This is a genomic window from Curtobacterium poinsettiae, from assembly GCF_025677645.1.
GTDB classification, from domain to species: Bacteria; Actinomycetota; Actinomycetes; order Actinomycetales; family Microbacteriaceae; genus Curtobacterium; species Curtobacterium poinsettiae_A.
The window spans coordinates 2,561,015-2,580,276 of record NZ_CP106879.1 but is presented as its reverse complement, the minus strand read 5'-3'; the positions used below and the strand labels follow the sequence as shown (position 1 = coordinate 2,580,276).

The 19,262-nt window shown below is 72.3% G+C and carries 21 protein-coding genes; 20 read left to right on the top strand and 1 reads right to left on the bottom strand.

Translation table 11 applies throughout. The features are described from left to right. The 5 genes from pyrF to OE229_RS12350 are packed head-to-tail and all read left to right on the top strand — an operon-like array spanning window position 1 to window position 5,304. Window positions 1-885: an orotidine-5'-phosphate decarboxylase gene (pyrF, locus tag OE229_RS12370; RefSeq protein WP_259577968.1), complete on the top strand. Its 885-nt coding sequence runs from the start codon at window positions 1-3 to the stop codon at window positions 883-885. Next, window positions 882-1,805, top strand: a complete 924-nt coding sequence (gene gmk / locus OE229_RS12365) for a guanylate kinase (RefSeq protein ID WP_259577967.1) — start codon at window positions 882-884, stop codon at window positions 1,803-1,805. Before pyrF ends, gmk begins: the two co-directional genes overlap by 4 nt. A gap of 27 nt (window positions 1,806-1,832) precedes the next feature. After that, window positions 1,833-2,096 (top strand): DNA-directed RNA polymerase subunit omega, encoded by a 264-nt coding sequence (rpoZ, locus tag OE229_RS12360; protein ID WP_017887186.1) that lies wholly within the window; start codon window positions 1,833-1,835, stop codon window positions 2,094-2,096. Window positions 2,097-2,101: 5 nt separating this feature from the next. After that, window positions 2,102-3,313, top strand: coding sequence for a methionine adenosyltransferase (gene metK / locus OE229_RS12355; protein WP_262138243.1), 1,212 nt, complete (start codon window positions 2,102-2,104; stop codon window positions 3,311-3,313). Between the two features lie 8 nt (window positions 3,314-3,321). Further along, entirely contained in the window at window positions 3,322-5,304 is a 1,983-nt protein-coding gene (locus OE229_RS12350; protein ID WP_262138241.1) for a primosomal protein N' family DNA-binding protein, read from the top strand. A 122-nt stretch (window positions 5,305-5,426) separates the two neighbouring features. Here the strand turns inward: OE229_RS12350 and OE229_RS12345 are convergent, their stop codons facing one another. Continuing rightward, a complete protein-coding gene (locus OE229_RS12345; protein WP_027465734.1) occupies window positions 5,427-5,882 on the bottom strand; it encodes a DUF4383 domain-containing protein in 456 nt (151 codons plus the stop codon). Between the two features lie 134 nt (window positions 5,883-6,016). Here OE229_RS12345 and OE229_RS12340 point away from each other — a divergent pair, with 134 nt between their 5' ends. The 15 genes from OE229_RS12340 to lgt all read left to right on the top strand — a co-directional run bounded on the left by OE229_RS12340 (window position 6,017) and on the right by lgt (window position 19,255). After that, window positions 6,017-6,952, top strand: coding sequence for a methionyl-tRNA formyltransferase (locus tag OE229_RS12340; protein ID WP_262138239.1), 936 nt, complete (start codon window positions 6,017-6,019; stop codon window positions 6,950-6,952). Then, window positions 6,949-8,517, top strand: coding sequence for an RsmB/NOP family class I SAM-dependent RNA methyltransferase (locus OE229_RS12335; protein WP_259362894.1), 1,569 nt, complete (start codon window positions 6,949-6,951; stop codon window positions 8,515-8,517). Before OE229_RS12340 ends, OE229_RS12335 begins: the two co-directional genes overlap by 4 nt. 101 nt (window positions 8,518-8,618) lie before the next feature. Then, entirely contained in the window at window positions 8,619-9,521 is a 903-nt protein-coding gene (locus OE229_RS12330) for an Abi family protein (protein WP_262138237.1), read from the top strand. A 37-nt stretch (window positions 9,522-9,558) separates the two neighbouring features. Continuing rightward, window positions 9,559-10,218 carry a ribulose-phosphate 3-epimerase gene (gene rpe / locus OE229_RS12325; RefSeq protein WP_111029262.1) on the top strand — a complete coding sequence of 220 codons (660 nt, stop codon included), beginning with the start codon at window positions 9,559-9,561 and terminating at the stop codon, window positions 10,216-10,218. A gap of 101 nt (window positions 10,219-10,319) precedes the next feature. After that, window positions 10,320-10,583, top strand: coding sequence for a phosphoribosyl-ATP diphosphatase (locus OE229_RS12320; RefSeq protein ID WP_027465728.1), 264 nt, complete (start codon window positions 10,320-10,322; stop codon window positions 10,581-10,583). Between the two features lie 46 nt (window positions 10,584-10,629). After that, window positions 10,630-11,469, top strand: a complete 840-nt coding sequence (gene hisG, locus OE229_RS12315) for an ATP phosphoribosyltransferase (RefSeq protein ID WP_027465727.1) — start codon at window positions 10,630-10,632, stop codon at window positions 11,467-11,469. After that, window positions 11,466-12,236 carry an imidazole glycerol phosphate synthase subunit HisF gene (hisF, locus tag OE229_RS12310; protein ID WP_071244758.1) on the top strand — a complete coding sequence of 257 codons (771 nt, stop codon included), beginning with the start codon at window positions 11,466-11,468 and terminating at the stop codon, window positions 12,234-12,236. Before hisG ends, hisF begins: the two co-directional genes overlap by 4 nt. Before the next feature lie 25 nt (window positions 12,237-12,261). Beyond that, a complete protein-coding gene (gene hisI, locus OE229_RS12305; RefSeq protein ID WP_027465725.1) occupies window positions 12,262-12,660 on the top strand; it encodes a phosphoribosyl-AMP cyclohydrolase in 399 nt (132 codons plus the stop codon). Continuing rightward, a complete protein-coding gene (locus OE229_RS12300; RefSeq protein ID WP_182066402.1) occupies window positions 12,657-14,201 on the top strand; it encodes an anthranilate synthase component I in 1,545 nt (514 codons plus the stop codon). The genes hisI and OE229_RS12300 overlap by 4 nt, the downstream gene beginning before the upstream one ends. Next, window positions 14,198-14,896, top strand: coding sequence for a Trp biosynthesis-associated membrane protein (locus OE229_RS12295; RefSeq protein ID WP_259577959.1), 699 nt, complete (start codon window positions 14,198-14,200; stop codon window positions 14,894-14,896). The genes OE229_RS12300 and OE229_RS12295 overlap by 4 nt, the downstream gene beginning before the upstream one ends. After that, window positions 14,893-15,132 carry an HGxxPAAW family protein gene (locus tag OE229_RS12290; protein ID WP_017887200.1) on the top strand — a complete coding sequence of 80 codons (240 nt, stop codon included), beginning with the start codon at window positions 14,893-14,895 and terminating at the stop codon, window positions 15,130-15,132. The genes OE229_RS12295 and OE229_RS12290 overlap by 4 nt, the downstream gene beginning before the upstream one ends. A 19-nt stretch (window positions 15,133-15,151) precedes the next feature. Then, window positions 15,152-15,937, top strand: a complete 786-nt coding sequence (gene trpC, locus OE229_RS12285; protein WP_259578230.1) for an indole-3-glycerol phosphate synthase TrpC — start codon at window positions 15,152-15,154, stop codon at window positions 15,935-15,937. A 100-nt stretch (window positions 15,938-16,037) separates the two neighbouring features. Beyond that, window positions 16,038-17,252, top strand: coding sequence for a tryptophan synthase subunit beta (gene trpB, locus OE229_RS12280; RefSeq protein WP_182066405.1), 1,215 nt, complete (start codon window positions 16,038-16,040; stop codon window positions 17,250-17,252). After that, complete coding sequence (gene trpA, locus OE229_RS12275) at window positions 17,249-18,043, top strand: tryptophan synthase subunit alpha (RefSeq protein ID WP_209134344.1); 795 nt, start codon at window positions 17,249-17,251, stop codon at window positions 18,041-18,043. Before trpB ends, trpA begins: the two co-directional genes overlap by 4 nt. A gap of 96 nt (window positions 18,044-18,139) precedes the next feature. Then, window positions 18,140-19,255 carry a prolipoprotein diacylglyceryl transferase gene (lgt, locus tag OE229_RS12270; protein WP_263344513.1) on the top strand — a complete coding sequence of 372 codons (1,116 nt, stop codon included), beginning with the start codon at window positions 18,140-18,142 and terminating at the stop codon, window positions 19,253-19,255. Window positions 19,256-19,262: the final 7 nt, after the last annotated feature.

Sequence of the window (19,262 nt, the reverse complement as noted above, 5' to 3'; positions counted from 1 at the left end):
GTGGGTACGACCCGGTCGGGAGGCCCGGCCTCCTTCGGCGTCCGCCTCGCGGCAGCCATGGGGGAGCGTTCACCGCTCTGCGTCGGGATCGACCCCCACGCCGCCACCCTGGCGGCGTGGGGGCTCGCCCGCGACGAGCAGGGCCTGACGGCGTTCGGCGCGACCCTGGTCGACGCGGCCGCCGGCCGCGCGGCGATCGTGAAGCCGCAGGTCGCCTTCTTCGAGGCGGCGGGGGTGGCGGGCTACCGTGCGCTCGACGCGACGATCCGCCGGGCACGCGATGCGGGCCTCCTGGTCGTCGCCGACGTGAAGCGGGGCGACATCGGGACCACCGGTGACGACTACGCGCTGGCGTGGCTGGAGCGCGACGGACCGTTCGCGGCCGACGCGATGACGGTGTCGCCGTACCTCGGGTACGGCTCGCTCCGGGGCACGATCGACGTCGCGCGCCGGAACGGTGCCGGGGTCTTCGTGCTCGCGGCGACGAGCAACCCCGAGGCCCGGGTGCTGCAGACCGCGGTGCTCGCCGAGGGACCGCGTACCGGCCGGACGGTCGCGGCCGGTATCGTCTTGGACGTGGCAGACGACAACCGGTCCGTGGGTGATCAGGCCCTCGGCGACGTCGGGCTCGTGCTCGGCGCGACCCTTCACCTCGACGACTTCGGCATCGATGCGGACGCGATCGGCACCGCGCCGGTCCTCGCACCGGGCTTCGGTGCCCAGGGCGCCCGCATCGAGGACCTCCGTGCGCTGTACGGAGCGCGTGCCGAGCAGGTGCTAGTGAGCGAGTCGCGCGGCCTGCTGACCGACGGTCCGGACGGCGTCGCGGCGCTCGTCGCCGACCGCGCCGACCGCATCCGCACCGCACTGGCGGCGGCAGCGTGACCGACGACCACGAGGGCCTGCCCGCCCACCGCACCCCGCCAGAGGTCGACCGCGTCGCCGCGGCGAAGGCCGCCGTCGCCGCGCGACGCGCCCGGGCCGCAGTGAAGGCCGCGATCGCGTCGGGGGAGCGCTCCGCGCTCGACGTCGCCCGTGCCGCGTGGGACGACTCGCTGGTCGAGACGACCTCGGCGGAACGCTCGCTGCGGGTCCGTGACCTGCTGGTGAGCCTGCCTGGCATCGGCCCCGCGCGAGCGGAGGCGATCATGGGTTCCCTGCGGATCGCACCGTCGAAGCGTCTCGGTGGCCTGGGGACCCGGCAGCGCGCAGCCCTGGCCGACTGGCTCGCCGCCCGCGGTCGCAAGCGTGGTGCCTCGAAGCTCGTCGTGCTCGCCGGACCCACCGCGGTCGGCAAGGGCACGGTCAGCGCGCACATCCGACAGCACTACCCGGACGTCAACCTCAGCGTCTCCGCCACCACCCGGACGCCGCGCCCCGGCGAGGTCGACGGCGTGCACTACTACTTCGTGGACGACGACGAGTTCGACCGCATGATCCGCGACCGCGAGCTGCTCGAGTGGGCGACCGTCCACAACTCGTACCGCTACGGCACCCCGCGCCCGCCGATCGACCGTGCGCTCGACGCGGGCGAGAAGGTCATGCTCGAGATCGACCTGCAGGGCGCCCGGCAGGTCCGCGACGCCATGCCCGAGGCGGTGCTCGTGTTCCTGTTGCCCCCGACGTGGGAGGAACTGGTGCGCCGGCTCATCGGCCGCGGGACCGAATCCGCCGAGGAACAGGCCCGTCGCCTCGAGACCGCGAAGGTCGAGCTGGCCGCCCAGGACGAGTTCGACGTGCGGATCGTGAACTCCGATGTCGGCACCGCGGCACGTGAGGTCGTAGACTTGTTCTCTGCGCCCTGACGGGTGCACTGACTTCGAGGAGACACCATGGCCAACCCCCAGGGCATCATCGACCCGCCCATCGACGACCTGCTCAGCAAGGTCGAGTCGAAGTACGCGCTCGTCATCTTCGCGTCGAAGCGCGCCCGCCAGATCAACGACTACTACGCCGACCTGCACGAGGGCTCGCTCTTCGACAACGTCGGACCGCTGGTCGACTCGACGATCGACGACAAGCCGCTGTCCGTCGCGCTCCACGAGATCAACGAGGACAAGCTCACCGTCACCAAGCAGCAGCAGCCCACCGACTGATCCCGGTGACTGCAGCTGCTCTCCGCCTCTTCACGTCCGAGTCGGTGACCGAGGGGCACCCTGACAAGATCTGCGACCAGATCTCGGACAGCATCCTCGACGCACTGCTGACGGTCGACCCGAACGCGCGCGTCGCCGTCGAGACGATGGTGACCACCGGGCTCGTGCACGTTGCCGGCGAGGTCACGACCTCCGGCTACGTCGAGATCCCCAAGCTCGTCCGTGACATCATCACCGGGATCGGCTACAACTCGTCGGACGTCTCGTTCGACGGCGCCACCTGTGGTGTCGAGGTCTCGATCGGCGCCCAGTCGCCCGACATCGCGCAGGGTGTGGACGAGTCGCTCGACTCCCGCACCGGTGCGGTCGACCCGCTGGACCGTCAGGGTGCCGGCGACCAGGGCATCATGTTCGGCTTCGCGACGAACGAGACCCCCGAGTACATGCCGGTCGCGATCTGGCTGGCGCACCGCCTGGCCGAGCGCCTCGCCGCGGTCCGCAAGTCGGGCGAGCTGTCGTTCCTGCGTCCGGACGGCAAGACCCAGGTCACCATCGGGTACGACGGCGTCGTGCCGAAGACCGTCGAGACCGTCGTGCTCTCCACGCAGCACTCGCCGAGCGTCACGCTCGACGAACTCACCGCGGCGATCACCGAGCACGTGATCCGTCCGGTCCTCGACTTGGTCGACCTCGACTCGTCGCACGTCGACGTCATCGTGAACCCGACCGGTCGCTTCGAGATCGGTGGCCCCCAGGGCGACGCCGGGCTCACCGGCCGCAAGGTCATCGTCGACACCTACGGCGGGGCCTCCCGTCACGGCGGGGGTGCGTTCAGCGGCAAGGACCCGTCGAAGGTCGACCGTTCGGCGGCGTACGCGCTGCGTTGGGTCGCCAAGAACGCGGTCGCCGCAGGGCTGGCCGACCGGCTCGAGGTGCAGGTCGCCTACGCGATCGGCCGTGCGAAGCCCGTCGGGCTCTACGTCGAGACGTTCGGCACCGGACACGTGGACGACGCCACGATCGAAGCAGCCATCCGCCAGGTGTTCGACCTGCGTCCGGCCGCGATCATCCGCGACCTCGACCTGCTCCGACCGATCTACGCGCAGACCGCGACCTACGGCCACTTCGGCCGTGAGCTCCCCGGGTTCACGTGGGAGCGGCTCGACCGCGTCGAGGAACTCCGCGCCGCCGCAGGACTCGTCGCCGCGACCGTCTGAAGCACCGCGTGACCACCGTCGCGCGCGTCGTCCTCGACTCGCCGCTCCCGCAGTTGGACCGTCTGTTCGACTACCGGGTGCCGGCCGAGCTCGAGGACGACTGCGTCGCGGGGGTCCGCGTCAAGGTGCCGCTGCGCACCGGAGCCCGGATGTCGGACGGGTACGTGGTCGAGATCGTCAGCGAGGGTGAGTACCCGGGCGAGCTCAGCCAGGTCGAGGCGGTCCTGTCCCCGGTGCCCGTCCTGGCGCCGGAGATCTGGACCCTCGCGCGCGCCGTCGCCGACCGGGCCGCGGGTGTCGCCTCCGACGTGCTGCGCCTCGCCGTGCCGCCGCGGCAGGTGCGCGCCGAGAAGGCCTGGCTCGCCCGGGACACCGCGTGGTCGCCCCCGCCGGTGATCGCCCCGCCCGTCACCGGCTACGCCGACGGCGTCCTGGAGGCCGTGGTGACGGAGCACGGACGCGCCGCGGTCGCCGCCGTGCCCCAGCCCGTGGCGTTGGGTGACGCGGACGCACCGGTCTGGGTGCCGGGGTGGGCCGCGACGCTCGCGCAGGCCGCCGCGCACACGCTGGCGGCCGAGCAGTCCGCGGTGATCGCCGTGCCGGACTTCCGCGACGTCGTCGACCTCGAGCGTGCCCTGCTCGCCGTGCTGCCACCGGAGCGGGTGGTGCGGTTCGACGCCAAGCAGACGAACGGGCAGCGGGCGAAGGCACTGCTGCAGGCCCGCACGCACCCGGTGGTCGCGATCGGCAACCGTACGGCGATGTACGCGCCGGCGACCGAGCTCGGGCTGATCGCGATGTGGGACGACGGCGACGCCTCGTTCATCGAGCAGCGGGCGCCCTACGTCCACACGCGCGACGTCGCCCTGGTGCGGGCCGCCCAGTCGGGTGCCGCCCTGCTGTTCGTCTCGCACGCGCGCAGCACCGACGTGCAGCGCCTGGTGGAGCTGCACTGGCTGCAGGACGTCGTGCCCTACCGCGTGAAGACCCCGAAGGTCATCCCCACCGTGCAGCAGACCGGGGCCGAGGGGTTCGCCGCACAGGCTCGCATCCCGAGTTCCGCCTGGCGTGCCGCGCGCGAGGCGAGCCAGCACGGAGCCGTCCTGGTGCAGGTCGCGAGCCCGGGCTTCGGCACGGGGCTGGTCTGCGCCGAGTGCGGCGAACGCGCGCACTGCCGCGTCTGCGGTGGGCCGCTCGGGAGCCCGCACCGTGGCGCCACGCCGCAGTGCCGGTTCTGCGGCGCACTGGCCGTCGGGTTCCGCTGCCCGACGTGCGGCAACGGCACCGTCAAGCCGGTCGGCCAGGGGGCCCAGCGCACAGCGGAGGAACTCGGGCGGGCGTTCCCCGGTACCCGGATCATCGTCGCCGACGGCTCACGCCCGCTCGACGAGGTCCCCGCCCGCCCGTCCGTCGTCGTCGCCACCCGCGGGGCCGAGCCGTCGGTGCCCGGCGGCTACGCATGCGTGCTGCTGCTCGACGGCGAGAAGATGCTCGCCCGCGAGGGGCTCCGCGTGCAGGAGGACGTCCTGCGCTTCTGGACGAACGCGGCGGCGAAATCAGCCCCCGGTGCCGAGGTGTACCTGGTCGGGATCGGCGGCCGGCTGGCGTCGGCGATGGCCCTCTGGCGACTCGACGGACCCGCGCACGACGAGCTGACCGACCGCCGCGAACTCCACTTCCCACCGGCCGTCCGGGTGGCGACGATGACCGGCACCGACGAAGCCGTCACGGCGGCGGTCGAAGCGCTCGGCGACGCCGTCGTCGGTCCGGTGCTCGGCCCGGTCCCGGTCGAGGACGACGCCCTGCCCGGCACGGTCCGGGCGATCGTGCGGTTCCCGTACGCGCACGGGGCCGAGGTCGCCGCGACGCTCAAGGCCGAGGTGATCCGGCGCTCGTCGACCCGGCGGGTGCTCAAGGGCGGGAACCGCCGACGGGCGGCTCCGACGCTGCGGGTGCGGTTGGACGACGCCGAACCGTTCTCCGAGGTCTGACCCGGGCAGGCCTGCCCGGGCCCGACCGCTGCACGACGAAGCACGACACCGCCGACGTCGTCGGACGTCGGCGGTGTCGTTCGGGGTCCGCCGCGCTGCCGCGACGGGCCGATGTGGACCGGTCAGGCGTTGGCGGGCCGGCGACGCTCGCGCGGCAGCACCACGCCGAGGGCGACCATGCCGATGGCGAGCACCAGGTGCAGCCAGTTGTCGGCGTTGTTCAGCGGCACGAAGTTCGCGCCCGAGCTGTGGCCGGCGGTGAACAGGCCGTAGATCCACAGCACGAAGTAGACGATCCCGCCGATCACCAGGTACATCCGCGAGCCGGAGGCACGGTTGGCGGCGAGCAGTCCGACGACGCCGAACAGCAGGTGCACGATGTTGTGGAGCACGGACACCTGGAAGATGCCGAGCAGCATGCCCATCGACTCGTGTCCGGCCCCGGCCAGGTCACCGGTCGTGATGCCGGGGATGAACCCGGCGATCCCGACGAGCAGGAACACGATGCCGACGACGAGGGCGGCCTTCTGGACGGACGAACCGGCGTAGCGGTTGGTGGCGGTGGTGACGTCGCTCATGGGAGTTCCTTTCCTGATGTGATGGAGACGGTACGCAGGTGCTGCCCTGCTGTCTCCAAGGTGAGCCGGAACGCGCACCAGGTCGGTGTCGACCGGGCAAGGCGCACCGGCTCGCCCGTGGGAGGATCGAACCCATGCGTCTCGTCGTCGCCGGCAGCCCCGCTGCGGCCGTCCCCACCCTCCGCCGTCTGGCGGCGTCCGACCACGAGATCGCCGCGGTCCTGACGCGGCCGGCGACGCCCCAGGGCCGGAAGCGTGTCCTGACGCCCACCCCGGTGGCTGTCGTCGCCGAGGAGCTCGGGCTGCCGGTCATCGAGGCCTCGCGCGTCGACGACGCGGTCACCGCCCGGATCGCGGACCTCGATGTCGACCTCGGCGTGATCGTCGCCTACGGCGCACTGCTCCGCCGCCCGGCCCTCGACGCCCCGCGGCACGGGTGGATCAACCTGCACTTCTCCGACCTGCCGGCGTACCGCGGCGCCGCTCCGGTGCAGCGCGCCGTGATGGCGGGTGACACCCGCACCGCCGCGACGGTGTTCCAGCTGGTCGAGGCGCTCGACGCCGGCCCGGTCTACGCAGCCCTGCCCTTCGAGATCGACCCCGAGGCGACCTCGGGCGAGGTCCTCGGCGCGATGGCCGATGTCGGCGCCGACGTGGTGGCGGACGTCGTCGACGGCATCGCCGCCGGCACGGCCGTCGCGACCGAGCAGTCCGGCGAGCCAACGGTCGCCCCGAAGCTCACGATCGACGACGGCCGCATCGACTTCGCAGCGCCGGCCACCGCCGTGCACGCGCGGCTGCGCGGGGTCACGCCCGAGCCCGGCGCGTTCGCCCACCTGGGCGAGACCCGCGTGAAGCTGCTCCGCAGCACCCGCCTGTCGGGAGGCACGGGGGACCCCGCCCCGCAGCTCGCGCCCGGCGCCCTCGCACTCCACGGCGGTCGGCTGCTGGTCGGGACCGCCGACACCCCGCTGGTGCTGCTCGAGGTGCAGCCCGCGGGCAAGAAGGCGATGGACGCCGCCGCCTGGGCCCGTGGCCTCGGTGCACTGGACGGGAAGGTCCTCGCATGAGCCAGCCGACGAAGCACCAGGGGGCCCGCCGCGGCCCCCGTCCGGCGAACGCCCGTCGCGTCGCCTTCGACGTCCTCCGCGCCGTGCAGGTCGACGACGCCTACGCGAACCTGCTGCTGCCGACGCGCATCCGCCGCGCCGGCCTCTCCGCCCGCGACGCCGGGTTCGCGACCGAGCTCACCTACGGGTCGATCCGGATGCTCGGTCGCTACGACGTCGTCATCGCCCTCGCGTCCGGCCGTCGAGCGGAGAACATCGAGGCCGACGTGCTCGACGTCCTGCGCCTCGGCGCGCACCAGCTGCTCGCGATGCGGACCCCGACGCACGCCGCCGTCGACGCCACGGTCGAGCTCGCCCGCGAGGTCGGAGCCCGCCGCGCGACCGGGTTCGTGAACGCCGTGATGCGCAAGATCGCCGCCCGCACCGATCAGGAGTGGGATGCGCTGATCACCGAGGGCCGCGCCGGGGACGCCCTGCTCGCCACCCGCTGGTCGCACCCGGTCTGGGTCGTCTCGGCGCTCCGCGACGCCCTGGCCGCCGAACGCTCCCGCGACGAGCTCGCCGCCCTGCTCGCTGCCGACAACGCCGCACCCAGGGTGCAGCTCGCGGCCCTGCCCGGACTCGCCACCGACGAGGACATCGCCACCGCGACCGCCCGCACCGCCCCGGACGACGACACCGACGCCGCGTTCGCCGACGCGACCGGTGCGGACGACGTGCCCGCGGCCCTGGTGCCCGCCGACGACGAACCGGAGGCCGACGGCGCAACCGGGACCGTGCCTCCCGTCCGGGCCGGCGAGCCCGTCGTGGAGGCGGACGCCGCACCGGTGTCGCCCGTCGGCATCCGCGGCATCAGCGGCGACCCGGCGCGCGTGCCGGGCGTCGCCGCGGGACGCCTGCGCGTCCAGGACGAGGGCTCGCAGCTCGCGGCGCTGGCGCTGAGCCGCTCATCGGCCGTGCGCGCGGGGGAGCGGTGGCTCGACATGTGCGCCGGCCCCGGCGGGAAGGCGGCGCTCCTCGCCGCCGAGGCACAGCAGGGTGGGGCGACCCTGGTCGCCAACGAACTCGTGCCGGCGCGTGCCGGCCTCGTGCGGAACGCGCTCGAGGTGTTCGGCGACCACGTGCGGGTCGTCGAGGGCGACGCCCGTCGGTACGGACGCGACGGCACCGGGATGACCTTCGACCGCATCCTGCTCGACGCACCGTGCACCGGGCTCGGCGCGCTGCGTCGCCGACCGGAGGCACGCTGGCGGAAGCTCCCCGAGGACGTCGAGGAGCTCGCCGGGCTGCAGACCGAACTGCTCGACGCCGCCGTCCGGGTGCTCGCACCGGGCGGGACGTTGGCGTACGTGACCTGCTCGCCGCACCTGGCCGAGACCCGGGGGCAGGTCGACGCGCTCATGCGGCGGCACGGCGACCTGCTCGAACAGCTCGACACCGCGTCGGTCGTCCGGGGCGTCGCCGCTCGCGACCCCCGGGTGGCGGACGGCGACACCGTGCAGCTCTGGCCGCACCGCGTGGGGACGGACGCGATGTTCATCGCGCTGTTCCGTCGCGTCGACTGAGGAGGTTGCCCCACTGGAACGCTTCTGATATGTTGGTTCCACAAGACCGGTTCCGCCTGCGAAAGCAGGTCCAGGGCCGGTCCTCTTCGTGTGGGGGTGCGTTGAGCGAGGTCAAGGCGTTCCGGTCGACCACACAACAGGTCGCGTTGCTCGAGGCCCGCGGGATGGACGTCGGGGACCACGACGTCGCGGTCGAACTGCTGCGGCGGGTCAGCTACTACCGCCTCAGCGGGTACTGGTACTCGTTCCGTCAGCTGCGGTCCGGGCGCCGGAGCGACGACTTCGCGGCGGGCACGCGCCTGGCTGACGTGGTCTCCCTGTCCGACTTCGACGCCCGCCTCCGGACCACGGTCTTCGACGCGATCGCGCCGATCGAACTCGCCGTCCGAGCCGCACTCGGCCATGAACTGGGGCGGCTCGATCCGTGTGCCCACCTGGAACCGGCGCTGCTCGGCGTGCTCGCCCGGTCGGGTGACCAGTACGCCGACTGGCGCCGTCGCCACGACCGTGAGGTCGGGCGGTCCCGAGAGGACTTCGTGGAGCACCACCCGCTCGCGTACGGCGGGACCCTGCCCGTGTGGGCCGCCGTCGAGCTCATGGACTGGGGGAGTCTGAGCCGGCTCTTCGGGTTCGCCCCGCCGATGGTGCAGACCGAGGTCGCCGGAGCGTTCGGGCTGAGGCCGCCGCAATTCTCCTCGTGGCTCCGTGCGCTGAACGTCGTCCGCAACGCCTGTGCCCACCACGGGCGGTTGTTCAACCGGGTGTACCCGAAACGCCCCCGCCTGCCGCGCGGAGGGACGCACGACGGACTCGACCTCGCCGCCCACGCGATGAACCGGACCTACGGCCAGCTGACGCTGGTGCAGTACCTCCGCCAAGCCAGCGGCATCGGGCCATCCCGGCTGCTCGCCGGAACGCTGGCCGCCTACCCGCCGATCGCGCTGGTCCCCTTCGAACAGACGGGGGCGCCAGCGGACTGGAACGCGACGTCGCTGTGGGCATGACCGCGGGCCTCCAGCGGCACGCCGGTAGGCTTGCCCGGTGACGATCCGCATCTCGCCGAGCATCCTGTCCGCCGACTTCGCGAACCTCGAGCGCGAACTCCAGCGCATCGAGACCGCCGACCTGGTGCACGTCGACGTGATGGACAACCACTTCGTCCCGAACCTGACGCTCGGGCTGCCGATCGTGCAGCGCCTGCAGCAGGTGTCGCCGGTGCCGCTCGACGTGCACCTGATGGTCACCGACGCCGACCGCAACGCGCCGAAGTACGCCGAGACCGGTGCCTCGAGCGTCACGTTCCACTTCGAGGCAGCCGACGACCCGGTGGCGACCGCTGCCGCGATCCGGTCGAACGGTGCCCGCGCCGCCGTCGCCGTGAAGCCCGGCACCCCGATCACGCAGGTGCTGCACCACCTCGACGCCTACGACATGATCCTGCTGATGACCGTCGAGCCCGGGTTCGGCGGTCAGTCCTTCATGCCGTCCGTGATGCCGAAGCTCGCCGACGCCCGCGCCGCGGTCGACGCCTCGGGCCTCGACGTCTGGCTCGAGGTGGACGGCGGGATCGCGGTCGACACCGTGCCCGAAGCCGTGCGGAGCGGTGCCGACACGCTGGTCGCGGGCTCCGCCGTGTACGGCGGCGAGCCCGCCGCGCGCATCGCCGACCTGCGCGAAGCCGCCGCTCGAGCACGCTCGTGACCGGGGGAGCGCGGGACGGCACCGGCACCACCGAGGCGACCACCGCCTCCCGTCCGGACGGTGCGTCGGGAGCGTCAGCGGAGACCGGTAGCCTGGACCCCGTGAAGACGTTCGACGACCTGTTCCAGGAGCTCACCGAGAAGGCGCGCACGCGCCCCGAGGGTTCCGGCACCGTCGCTGAACTGGACGCCGGCGTGCACCAGATCGGCAAGAAGATCGTGGAGGAAGCCGCCGAGGTCTGGATGGCGGCCGAGTACGAGGGCGACGAGCGCACCTCGGAGGAGATCTCGCAGCTGATCTACCACCTCCAGGTGCTCATGGTCGCCAAGGGGCTCACCCCGGCGGACGTCTGGCGACATCTCTGATCCGCTGATCAGCCGCCGACACCCCTCCCAGAAAGCAGACTCCCTGATGCTCCGCATCGCCGTGCCCAACAAGGGCTCCCTGTCCGAGACCGCGTCCGACATGCTGCGAGAGGCCGGGTACGCCGGCCGCCGCGATCCGAAGGCGCTGCACCTGCTCGACGAGCGCAACGGCGTCGAGTTCTTCTTCCTCCGCCCCCGGGACATCGCCACGTACGTGGGGTCCGGCGCGCTCGACGTCGGCATCACCGGCCGTGACCTGCTGCTCGACTCCGGGTCCGAGGCCCACGAGGTCGACGCGCTCGGCTTCGCCGACTCCACCTTCCGGTTCGCTGGCACGCCCGGTCGGTTCGCTTCGCTGCAGGACCTCGACGGCGTCCGGGTCGCGACGAGCTACCCCGGCCTGGTCGGTGCGTTCCTCGCCGAGCACGGGGTCAGCTCCACGCTCGTGAAGCTCGACGGCGCGGTCGAGAGCGCCGTGCGGCTCGGGGTCGCCGACGCCGTGGCCGACGTCGTGTCGACGGGGAGCACACTCCGGCAGGCGGGCCTCGAGATCTTCGGCCCGGTGATCCTCGAGTCGACCGCGGTGCTCGTCAGCACCGACGAGACCATCCCCGGTATCGACGTGCTCCGCCGACGCCTGCAGGGCGTGCTCGTCGCCCGTGGCTACGTGATGCTCGACTACGACGTCCCCACGGCGCTGCTCGAGCAGGCGACGGCGGTGGCGTCCGGCATCGAGTCGCCCACGGTCTCACCGCTGCACGATCGCGACTGGGCGGCGGTCCGCGTGATGATCCCGCGCGACGACGCGAACCTCATCATGGACGCGCTCTACGACCTCGGCGCCCGGGCGATCCTCGTCAGCCCGATCCACGCCGCACGCCTGTGACCGCCGGGGGCGTGTCGGTCCGGGTCATCCCGTGCCTCGACGTCAAGGGCGGGCGCGTCGTCAAGGGCGTCAACTTCCTGGACCTCCAGGACGCCGGTGACCCCGTCGAGCTCGCGGCCCGGTACTACGAGCAGGGTGCTGACGAGCTGACCTTCCTCGACGTCGGTGCCACGGTCGAGAACCGGGCGACGATGTACGACACCGTGACCCGGACCGCCGAGCAGGTCTTCATCCCGCTCACCGTCGGCGGCGGGGTGCGCAGCGTCGACGACGTCTCGCGGCTGCAGCAGTGCGGCGCCGACAAGATCGGCGTGAACAGCGCAGCGATCGCCCGGCACGAGCTCATCGGCGAGATCGCCGACCGGTTCGGTGCCCAGGCCGTCGTGCTGTCGCTCGACGTCAAGCGGTCCGACCGGATGCCGTCGGGCTTCGTGGTCACCACCCACGGCGGGCGGACCGAGTCCGACCTCGACGCCATCGCGTGGGCACGCGAGGCCGTCGAGCGAGGCGCCGGGGAACTGCTCGTCAACTCCATCGACGCCGACGGCACGAAGAACGGGTTCGACCTCGAACTCGTGGCCGCGGTACGCGCCGTCTCGTCCGTCCCGGTGATCGCCTCGGGAGGCGCGGGGCGTGTCGAGCACTTCGCCCCCGCCGTCGACGCGGGTGCGGATGCAGTCCTCGCCGCCAGCGTCTTCCACCGTGGCGAGATGACCGTGGGGGACGTCAAGGCCGCGCTCCGCGCGACCGGCCACGCCGTCCGCTGATCCGCCGCCGTAGGCTAGGAGCCTCATGACCGACAGCACCAGCACCGACACCGAGGCGGTCCTCGACCGCGCACGCTTCGGTGCGGACGGCCTGCTCCCCGCCATCGTGCAGGAGGAATCGTCGAAGGACGTCCTCATGCTCGGCTACATGGACCGGGAAGCCCTCCGCCGCACCCTCACCGAAGGCCGTGTGACCTTCTGGTCGCGGTCGCGGAACGAGTACTGGCGGAAGGGCGACACGTCGGGCCACGCCCAGTACGTCCGGGGCGCTGCGCTGGACTGCGACGACGACACGCTCCTCGTCACCGTGCAGCAGGTCGGGGCGGCGTGCCACACCGGTGCGCACCGGTGCTTCGACGTGGACCCGCTCGCGCCCGTGACCATGTCCGCCCCGGCGGACACGGCCGTGGAGCCGACCCGATGACCACCGCGACGATCTCCGAGACCCCGCACACGACGTCCCGACCCGAGTTCGACGGCCTGCTCGGCGACCACCGCGTCCTGCCGGTCGTCCGCGCGCTGTACGGCGACAGCGAGACGCCGGTCGGCGTCTACCGCAAGCTCGCCGACGGCCGCCCCGGGTCATTCCTGCTCGAGTCCGCCGGTCAGGGCGGCCTGTGGTCCCGCTGGTCGTTCGTCGGCGTGCGGAGCTTCGGCGTCCTGACGCAGGACGGCGACCGCGCGGCGTGGATCGACACCGGCATCGACGCCGAGCGCGCCGTCGGGTCGCTCGATGGTGCCCCGCTCGAGGTCCTCGCGCGGCTGCACGAGCGCTGGGCCACGCCCCGCGTGCCCGGCTCGCCGCCGCTCGTCGGCGGCACCGTCGGCTTCATCGGTTGGGAGGCCGTGCGGCAGCTCGAGCACCTGCCGAACGTGCCGCCGGCCGACTTCGACGTGCCCGGCCAGGCGTTGTCGTTCGTCTCCGAACTCGCCGCGCTCGACCACCGCACCGGTCTCGTGCTGCTCGTCGCGAGCGTCCTGAACGACGGCACCGACGACGCTGACACCCTCTGGGCGGACGCGCAGCAGCGCCTCGACCGCATGCAGGGCGACCTGGTCCAGCCGAGCGTCGCGACCGTCGCCGAGGCCTTCGAGATCGCGGAGCCGACCCCGACGCACCGCACGAGCCCGGCCGACTACATGGCGGCCGTCGAGCGTTCGAAGGGCTTCATCCGCGACGGTGACGTGTTCCAGGTCGTCGTCTCGCAGCGGTTCGACCACGAGGTCACGGCCGACCCGCTCGACGTCTACCGGGTGCTCCGGACGCTGAACCCGAGCCCGTACATGTACTTCCTCGCCCTCGCGGACACCGCCGACGAGCGGTTCTGGATCGTCGGCGCCTCGCCCGAGGCCCTGGTGAAGGTGCAGGGCGACCGGGCCATCACACACCCGATCGCGGGATCCCGCCCGCGCGGTGCGACGCCCGAAGCGGACGTCCACCTCGGCGAGGACCTGCTCGGCGACCCGAAGGAGCGCGCCGAGCACCTGATGCTCGTCGACCTCGCCCGCAACGACCTGCAGAAGGTGTGCGAGCCGGGCACCGTCAGCGTCACCGAGTTCATGACCGTCGAGCGGTTCAGCCACATCATGCACCTGGTGTCGAGCGTCGAGGGGCGGGTGCGTCCCGACGCCTCGGCGATCGACGTGTTCCGGGCGACGTTCCCGGCCGGCACGCTCTCGGGCGCGCCAAAGCCGCGTGCGCTCGAGATCATCGACGAGCTCGAGCCGGCGAAGCGCGGTGCGTACGCCGGTGTCGTCGGGTACTTCGACTTCGCCGGTGACGCCGACCTGGCGATCGCGATCCGTACCGCCCTGATCAAGGACGGCGTCGCCCGCGTGCAGGCCGGTGCCGGACTCGTCGCGGACTCCGACCCGGAGACCGAGCACGTCGAGGCGGTCAACAAGGCCGCCGCCCCGTTGCGTGCCGTCGCCACGGCCAACCGGATGCGCGAGGTCCGCTCGTGAAGCGCTCGCGTCCGATCGTGGTCGTCGCCGGGCTCCTGGTCGCTGGCGTCGTCATGCTCGCCTGGACCCAGACCTGGTTCACCGTGCGCCTGCACGCGGGCGCTGCCGTCACCTCGACGGTCTCGGCCGACGGCGCTGCGGTCGTGCCGCAGTACACCGCGCTGGCGATCGCGAGCCTCGCGCTCTTCCTGGCGATGACCATCGCCGGACGGGTGCTGCGCATCGTGCTCGCCGCCGTCGAGATCCTGCTCGGCCTCGGCGTGGTCGTCAGTGGGATCACCACACTCCGTGACCCGATCGCCGCTGCACGCGGGGCCGTCGGCGAGGTCGCTGGGGTCAGCGACCTCGGCGCCGTCCGCGGCGTCGTGTCGAGCGTCTCCGTGAGCCCGTGGCCCGCCGTCGGGATCGCGGGCGGCGTGCTCGCCGTGCTGCTCGGCGTGGTCGTCATCGTGGTCCAGCGCGCCTGGCCCGGCCCGAGCCGGAAGTACGGCGCCGCGACCGCCGGAGCCGCCGCGGCGGCACGCGCAGCAGCACCTGTCCAGCGCGACGCGGTCGTCGACTGGGACGACCTGAGCGCGGGCGTGGACCCGACCACCGCCGACGGCGCGGGCGCGGGGGTGCCGAGTGACGACGCGGTAGGATCGACAGGGCGTCGCTCGACCGACGACGCCGGAGCAGAACGAGGAGCACCGTGAGCAACACTGAGCCCGCAGAACTCGGCGAAGGCCACTCGCCGGCCGCCTGGACCGCCGTCGTGATCATGCTGATCGGATTCGCGGCAGGCACGCTGTTCTTCTGGTTCGACCAGCCGTGGGGCGTCTGGGCCTCCGCTGGCGTCGTCCTCATCGGCCTCATCGTCGGTGGCGTGATGAAGAAGGCCGGCTACGGCGTCGACGGTCCGAAGTTCGTCCCCAAGCACCACGGCGAGTAGGGGCCTCCCGATGCCGAACGTGCTCGAGACCCTCGTCGCGGGCGCGCTCGAGGACGCCGCCGCCCGTCGTGTCGACCGTCCGTACTCGGACGTCGAACGCGACGTCGACCGGGTGGCGTCGCCGCTCGACGCCCTCGCGTTCCTCAGCCCGGGCGACCGGGTGAAGATCATCGCCGAGGTCAAGCGAGCCAGCCCGTCCCGCGGGTCGATGGCCGCGATCGCCGATCCTGCAGCCCTGGCCGCCGACTACGAGCGTGGCGGGGCCTCGACGATCAGCGTCCTGACCGAGGGGCGCAAGTTCCTCGGCAGCCTCGCCGACCTCGAAGCCGTGAAGGCTCGTGTCGGGGTGCCCGTGCTCCGCAAGGACTTCATCGCCGACCCGTACCAGGTGATCGAGGCCCGGGCGTCCGGAGCCGACGTCGTGCTGCTCATCGTGGCGGCGCTCGAGCAGGCCCGCCTGGTCGAGCTGCACACCCTGGCCGAAGAACTCGGCATGCGCGTGCTGGTCGAGGCGCACTCCGGTGACGAGGTCACGCGTGGCCTCGACGCCGGCGCCCGCATCCTCGGCGTCAACGCGCGGGACCTCACCGACTTCTCGCTGGACCGCGACCTGTTCGGGTCGCTCGCCGACCGCATCCCCGACGGGGTCGTGCGCGTCGCCGAGTCGGCGGTCTCCGGTCCGGCCGACGTCGCCCACTACCGAGCAGCGGGTGCCGACGTCGTCCTGGTCGGCGAAGCGCTCGTGACGGGGGACGACCCCGCCGCGACCCTGGCGTCGTTCGTCGACGCCGCCGACCGGGCCTGACCGGCTCCGCCCACGCATCGAGGCCGCCGACCGCGGCCGCACGTTCCACCCGTCCGACGCGGCTGACCGGCCGCGTCGGACTCGTCCCGGGAGACACATCGTGACCTCACTCCGCGACCTGCACGGCCCCTACTTCGGCGACTTCGGCGGTCGCTTCGTCCCCGAGTCGCTCGTCCTCGCGCTCGACGAGCTCGAGGCCGCCTTCCGTCAGGCCTGGGCGGACCCGGCGTTCCGGGCGGAGCTCGACGAGCTGCAGCGCGACTACACCGGGCGCCCATCGATCATCACCGAGGTGCCGCGGTTCGCGAAGCACGCCGGTGGTGCCCGGGTCATCCTGAAGCGCGAGGACCTGAACCACACCGGGTCCCACAAGATCAACAACGTCCTCGGCCAGGCGCTCGTCGCCCGTCGGCTCGGCAAGACCCGCCTGATCGCCGAGACGGGTGCCGGCCAGCACGGCGTCGCCACCGCGACCGCTGCCGCTTTGTTCGGCATGGAGTGCGTCGTCTACATGGGCGCCGTGGACACCGAGCGACAGGCCCTCAACGTGGCCCGGATGCGCCTGCTCGGCGCCGAGGTGATCCCTGTCGAGACCGGTTCGCGCACCCTGAAGGACGCCATCAACGACGCCCTGCGCGACTGGGTCGCCAACGTCGAGTCGACGCACTACCTGCTCGGCACGGTCGCCGGTCCGCACCCGTTTCCCGAGATGGTGCGCGAGTTCCACAAGGTCATCGGCGAGGAGGCACGCCAGCAGGTCCTCGACCGCGTCGGGCGCCTGCCGGACGCCGTTGCGGCGTGTGTCGGTGGTGGTTCGAACGCGATGGGCATCTTCGAGGCGTTCCTCGACGACGAGTCCGTCGCACTGCACGGCTTCGAGGCCGGCGGCGACGGCGTCGAGACCGGCCGGCACGCGGCGAGCATCACGCTCGGTCGCGAGGGCGTGCTGCAGGGTGCGAAGTCGTACCTGATGCAGGACGAGGACGGCCAGACGATCGAGAGCCACAGCATCTCCGCCGGACTCGACTACCCGAGCGTCGGACCGGAGCACGCGTACCTTGCGTCGATCGGCCGTGCGGAGTACCAGCCGATCACCGACACCGAGGCGATGGAGGCCTTCCGCCTGCTAAGCCAGACCGAGGGCATCATTCCGGCGATCGAGTCCTCCCACGCCCTCGCCGGTGCCATCAAGCTCGGCAAGGAGCTCGGCCCCGAGGGCGTCGTGCTCGTGAACCTGTCCGGCCGGGGTGACAAGGACGTCGCGTCCGCCAGTCGCTACTTCGGCATCCTCGACGAGAACGCGGTGCAGCTGTGACCACGAACCGGAGCGTCGCGACGACGATCGACACCGCCAACGCCGAGCGCGCCGGAGCCGTCGTCGGCTACCTGCCCGCCGGGTACCCGAATCTGCAGACCAGCGTCGACGCCGCCGTCGCCCTCGCCGAGAACGGCGTGGACGTCATCGAGTTCGGCTTGCCGTACTCCGACCCGGTGATGGACGGCCCCGTGATCCAGCGGGCGGCCGAGGAGAGCCTGGCGAACGGCTTCCGGGTGGCACAGGTCTTCGACGCCGTGCAGCAGATCACCGAGCGGGCCGACGTGCCGGTCCTCGTCATGACGTACTGGAACCCGGTGCTGCGCTACGGCGTGGACCGCTTCGCCGACGACCTCGTCGCCGCCGGTGCCGCCGGCCTCATCACGCCCGACCTCATCCCCGACGAGGCCTCCGCGTGGACCGAGGCCTCCGAGCGGACCGGGCTCGACCGGGTCTTCCTCGCCGCGCCGTCGTCCTCCGACGAGCGCATGCGCCAGGCGGTCGAGGCCAGCCGTGGGTTCGTGTACGCGGTCTCGACGATGGGTGTGACCGGTGCGCGGGTCGGCGTCGACGTCGCCGCACGCACCGTGGTGTCGCGACTGCGCGACGCCGGGGTCGAGCGCACGTGCGTCGGCCTCGGGATCTCGACGGCCGAGCAGGTCGGCGAGGTGCTCGAGTACGCCGACGGTGCCATCGTCGGGTCCGCGTTCGTCCGCGCGCTGGCCGACCTCGGTGTGCAGGGTGTCGCCGACCGTGCCGCCGACCTCGCCACCGGCGCCCGCCGCCGCTAGTCCAGTTCCTGTCCGGCCCGTGAGCCGCGCTACAGTGAGCGAGGCCGACGCCACGTCGACCGCGCCCCGTCAGTTCCGAAAGGCGACAGCACCTCCATGCCCCTCCTGAGCATCCCGAGCCCGAGCACCGCCTGGCAGTACTTCGACCTGACCGCCTGGCTGCGCGACGCGTTCGGCTGGTCGCTGCCCCTCGACTTCCGCATCCACGCGTACGCGATCTGCATCCTGATCGGGATCGTGGCCGCGGTCGTCCTGGCGAACCGACGGCTCAACGCCCGTGGCGTCGAGCGCTGGATCATCATCGACATCGCGATCTGGGCCGTGCCCGCCGGCATCATCGGCGGTCGCCTCTTCCACGTGTTCACCCACGTGTCCGACTACTTCGGCCCCGGCATCGACCCGCTGTCCTTCCTGTACATCTGGGAGGGCGGGCTCGCCATCTTCGGGGCGCTCATCCTCGGTTCGGTGGGCGCGTGGATCGGCTGCCGCCAGGTGGGCCTGCGGTTCACGTCGTTCATCGACGCCGTGGTGCCGGGCGTCCTGCTCGCGCAGGCCTTCGGCCGCCTGGGCAACTACTTCAACCAGGAGCTCTTCGGCATGCCGACGAGCCTGCCCTGGGGCCTCGAGATCGACTCGAGCAACGCCGCGTTCCCGAAGGGCCTGCCCGAGGGCACGCTGTTCCACCCGACGTTCCTGTACGAGATCATCTGGAACGTCCTCGGCGTCGTCGTCATCCTCTTCCTGGCGCGCAAGTTCACGCTGCAGTGGGGCAAGGTCCTCGGTCTGTACCTGATCTGGTACGGCGCCGGACGCTCGGTGCTCGAGTCCATCCGCGTCGACACGAGCGAGACCTTCTCCGGCGTCCGCACCAACGTGTGGGTCGCCCTCGCCGCGGTCGTCATCGGCATCCTGATCTTCGTGGTGCAGAGCCGTCGGCACACCGGCAAGGAGCCGAGCCCGTACCTGCCGGGTCGCGGGCCCCGTCCGGCCTCCGTTGTAGACTCCGAGGACACCTTCTCGGAGCACGATGACGACGCAGCAGACGGCGTCACGAGCGACGAACCGGTCCGACCACTCGCTGATCCCGTGGTGGGAGCACCCGCTCCCGACGACCACCGGTCACGTGCAGCACCACCACCAGCAGCAGCACCAGACGGTCTCCGCCACAAGCGGGGCCCAGCAACCTCGCCGGCCGACAGGGCAACTCACTGACGGCGGG

Bases quoted from the DNA above. Each gene is read 5' to 3' on its own strand.
- rpoZ (WP_017887186.1), top strand. From the start codon at position 1,833: ATGGCCAACCCCCAGGGCATCATCGACCCGCCCATCGACGACCTGCTC.
- OE229_RS12345 (WP_027465734.1), bottom strand. From the start codon at position 5,882: ATGAGCGACGTCACCACCGCCACCAACCGCTACGCCGGTTCGTCCGTC.
- OE229_RS12340 (WP_262138239.1), top strand. From the start codon at position 6,017: ATGCGTCTCGTCGTCGCCGGCAGCCCCGCTGCGGCCGTCCCCACCCTC.
- OE229_RS12335 (WP_259362894.1), top strand. From the start codon at position 6,949: ATGAGCCAGCCGACGAAGCACCAGGGGGCCCGCCGCGGCCCCCGTCCG.
- hisG (WP_027465727.1), top strand. From the start codon at position 10,630: ATGCTCCGCATCGCCGTGCCCAACAAGGGCTCCCTGTCCGAGACCGCG.
- hisI (WP_027465725.1), top strand. From the start codon at position 12,262: ATGACCGACAGCACCAGCACCGACACCGAGGCGGTCCTCGACCGCGCA.
- OE229_RS12300 (WP_182066402.1), top strand. From the start codon at position 12,657: ATGACCACCGCGACGATCTCCGAGACCCCGCACACGACGTCCCGACCC.
- lgt (WP_263344513.1), top strand. From the start codon at position 18,140: ATGCCCCTCCTGAGCATCCCGAGCCCGAGCACCGCCTGGCAGTACTTC.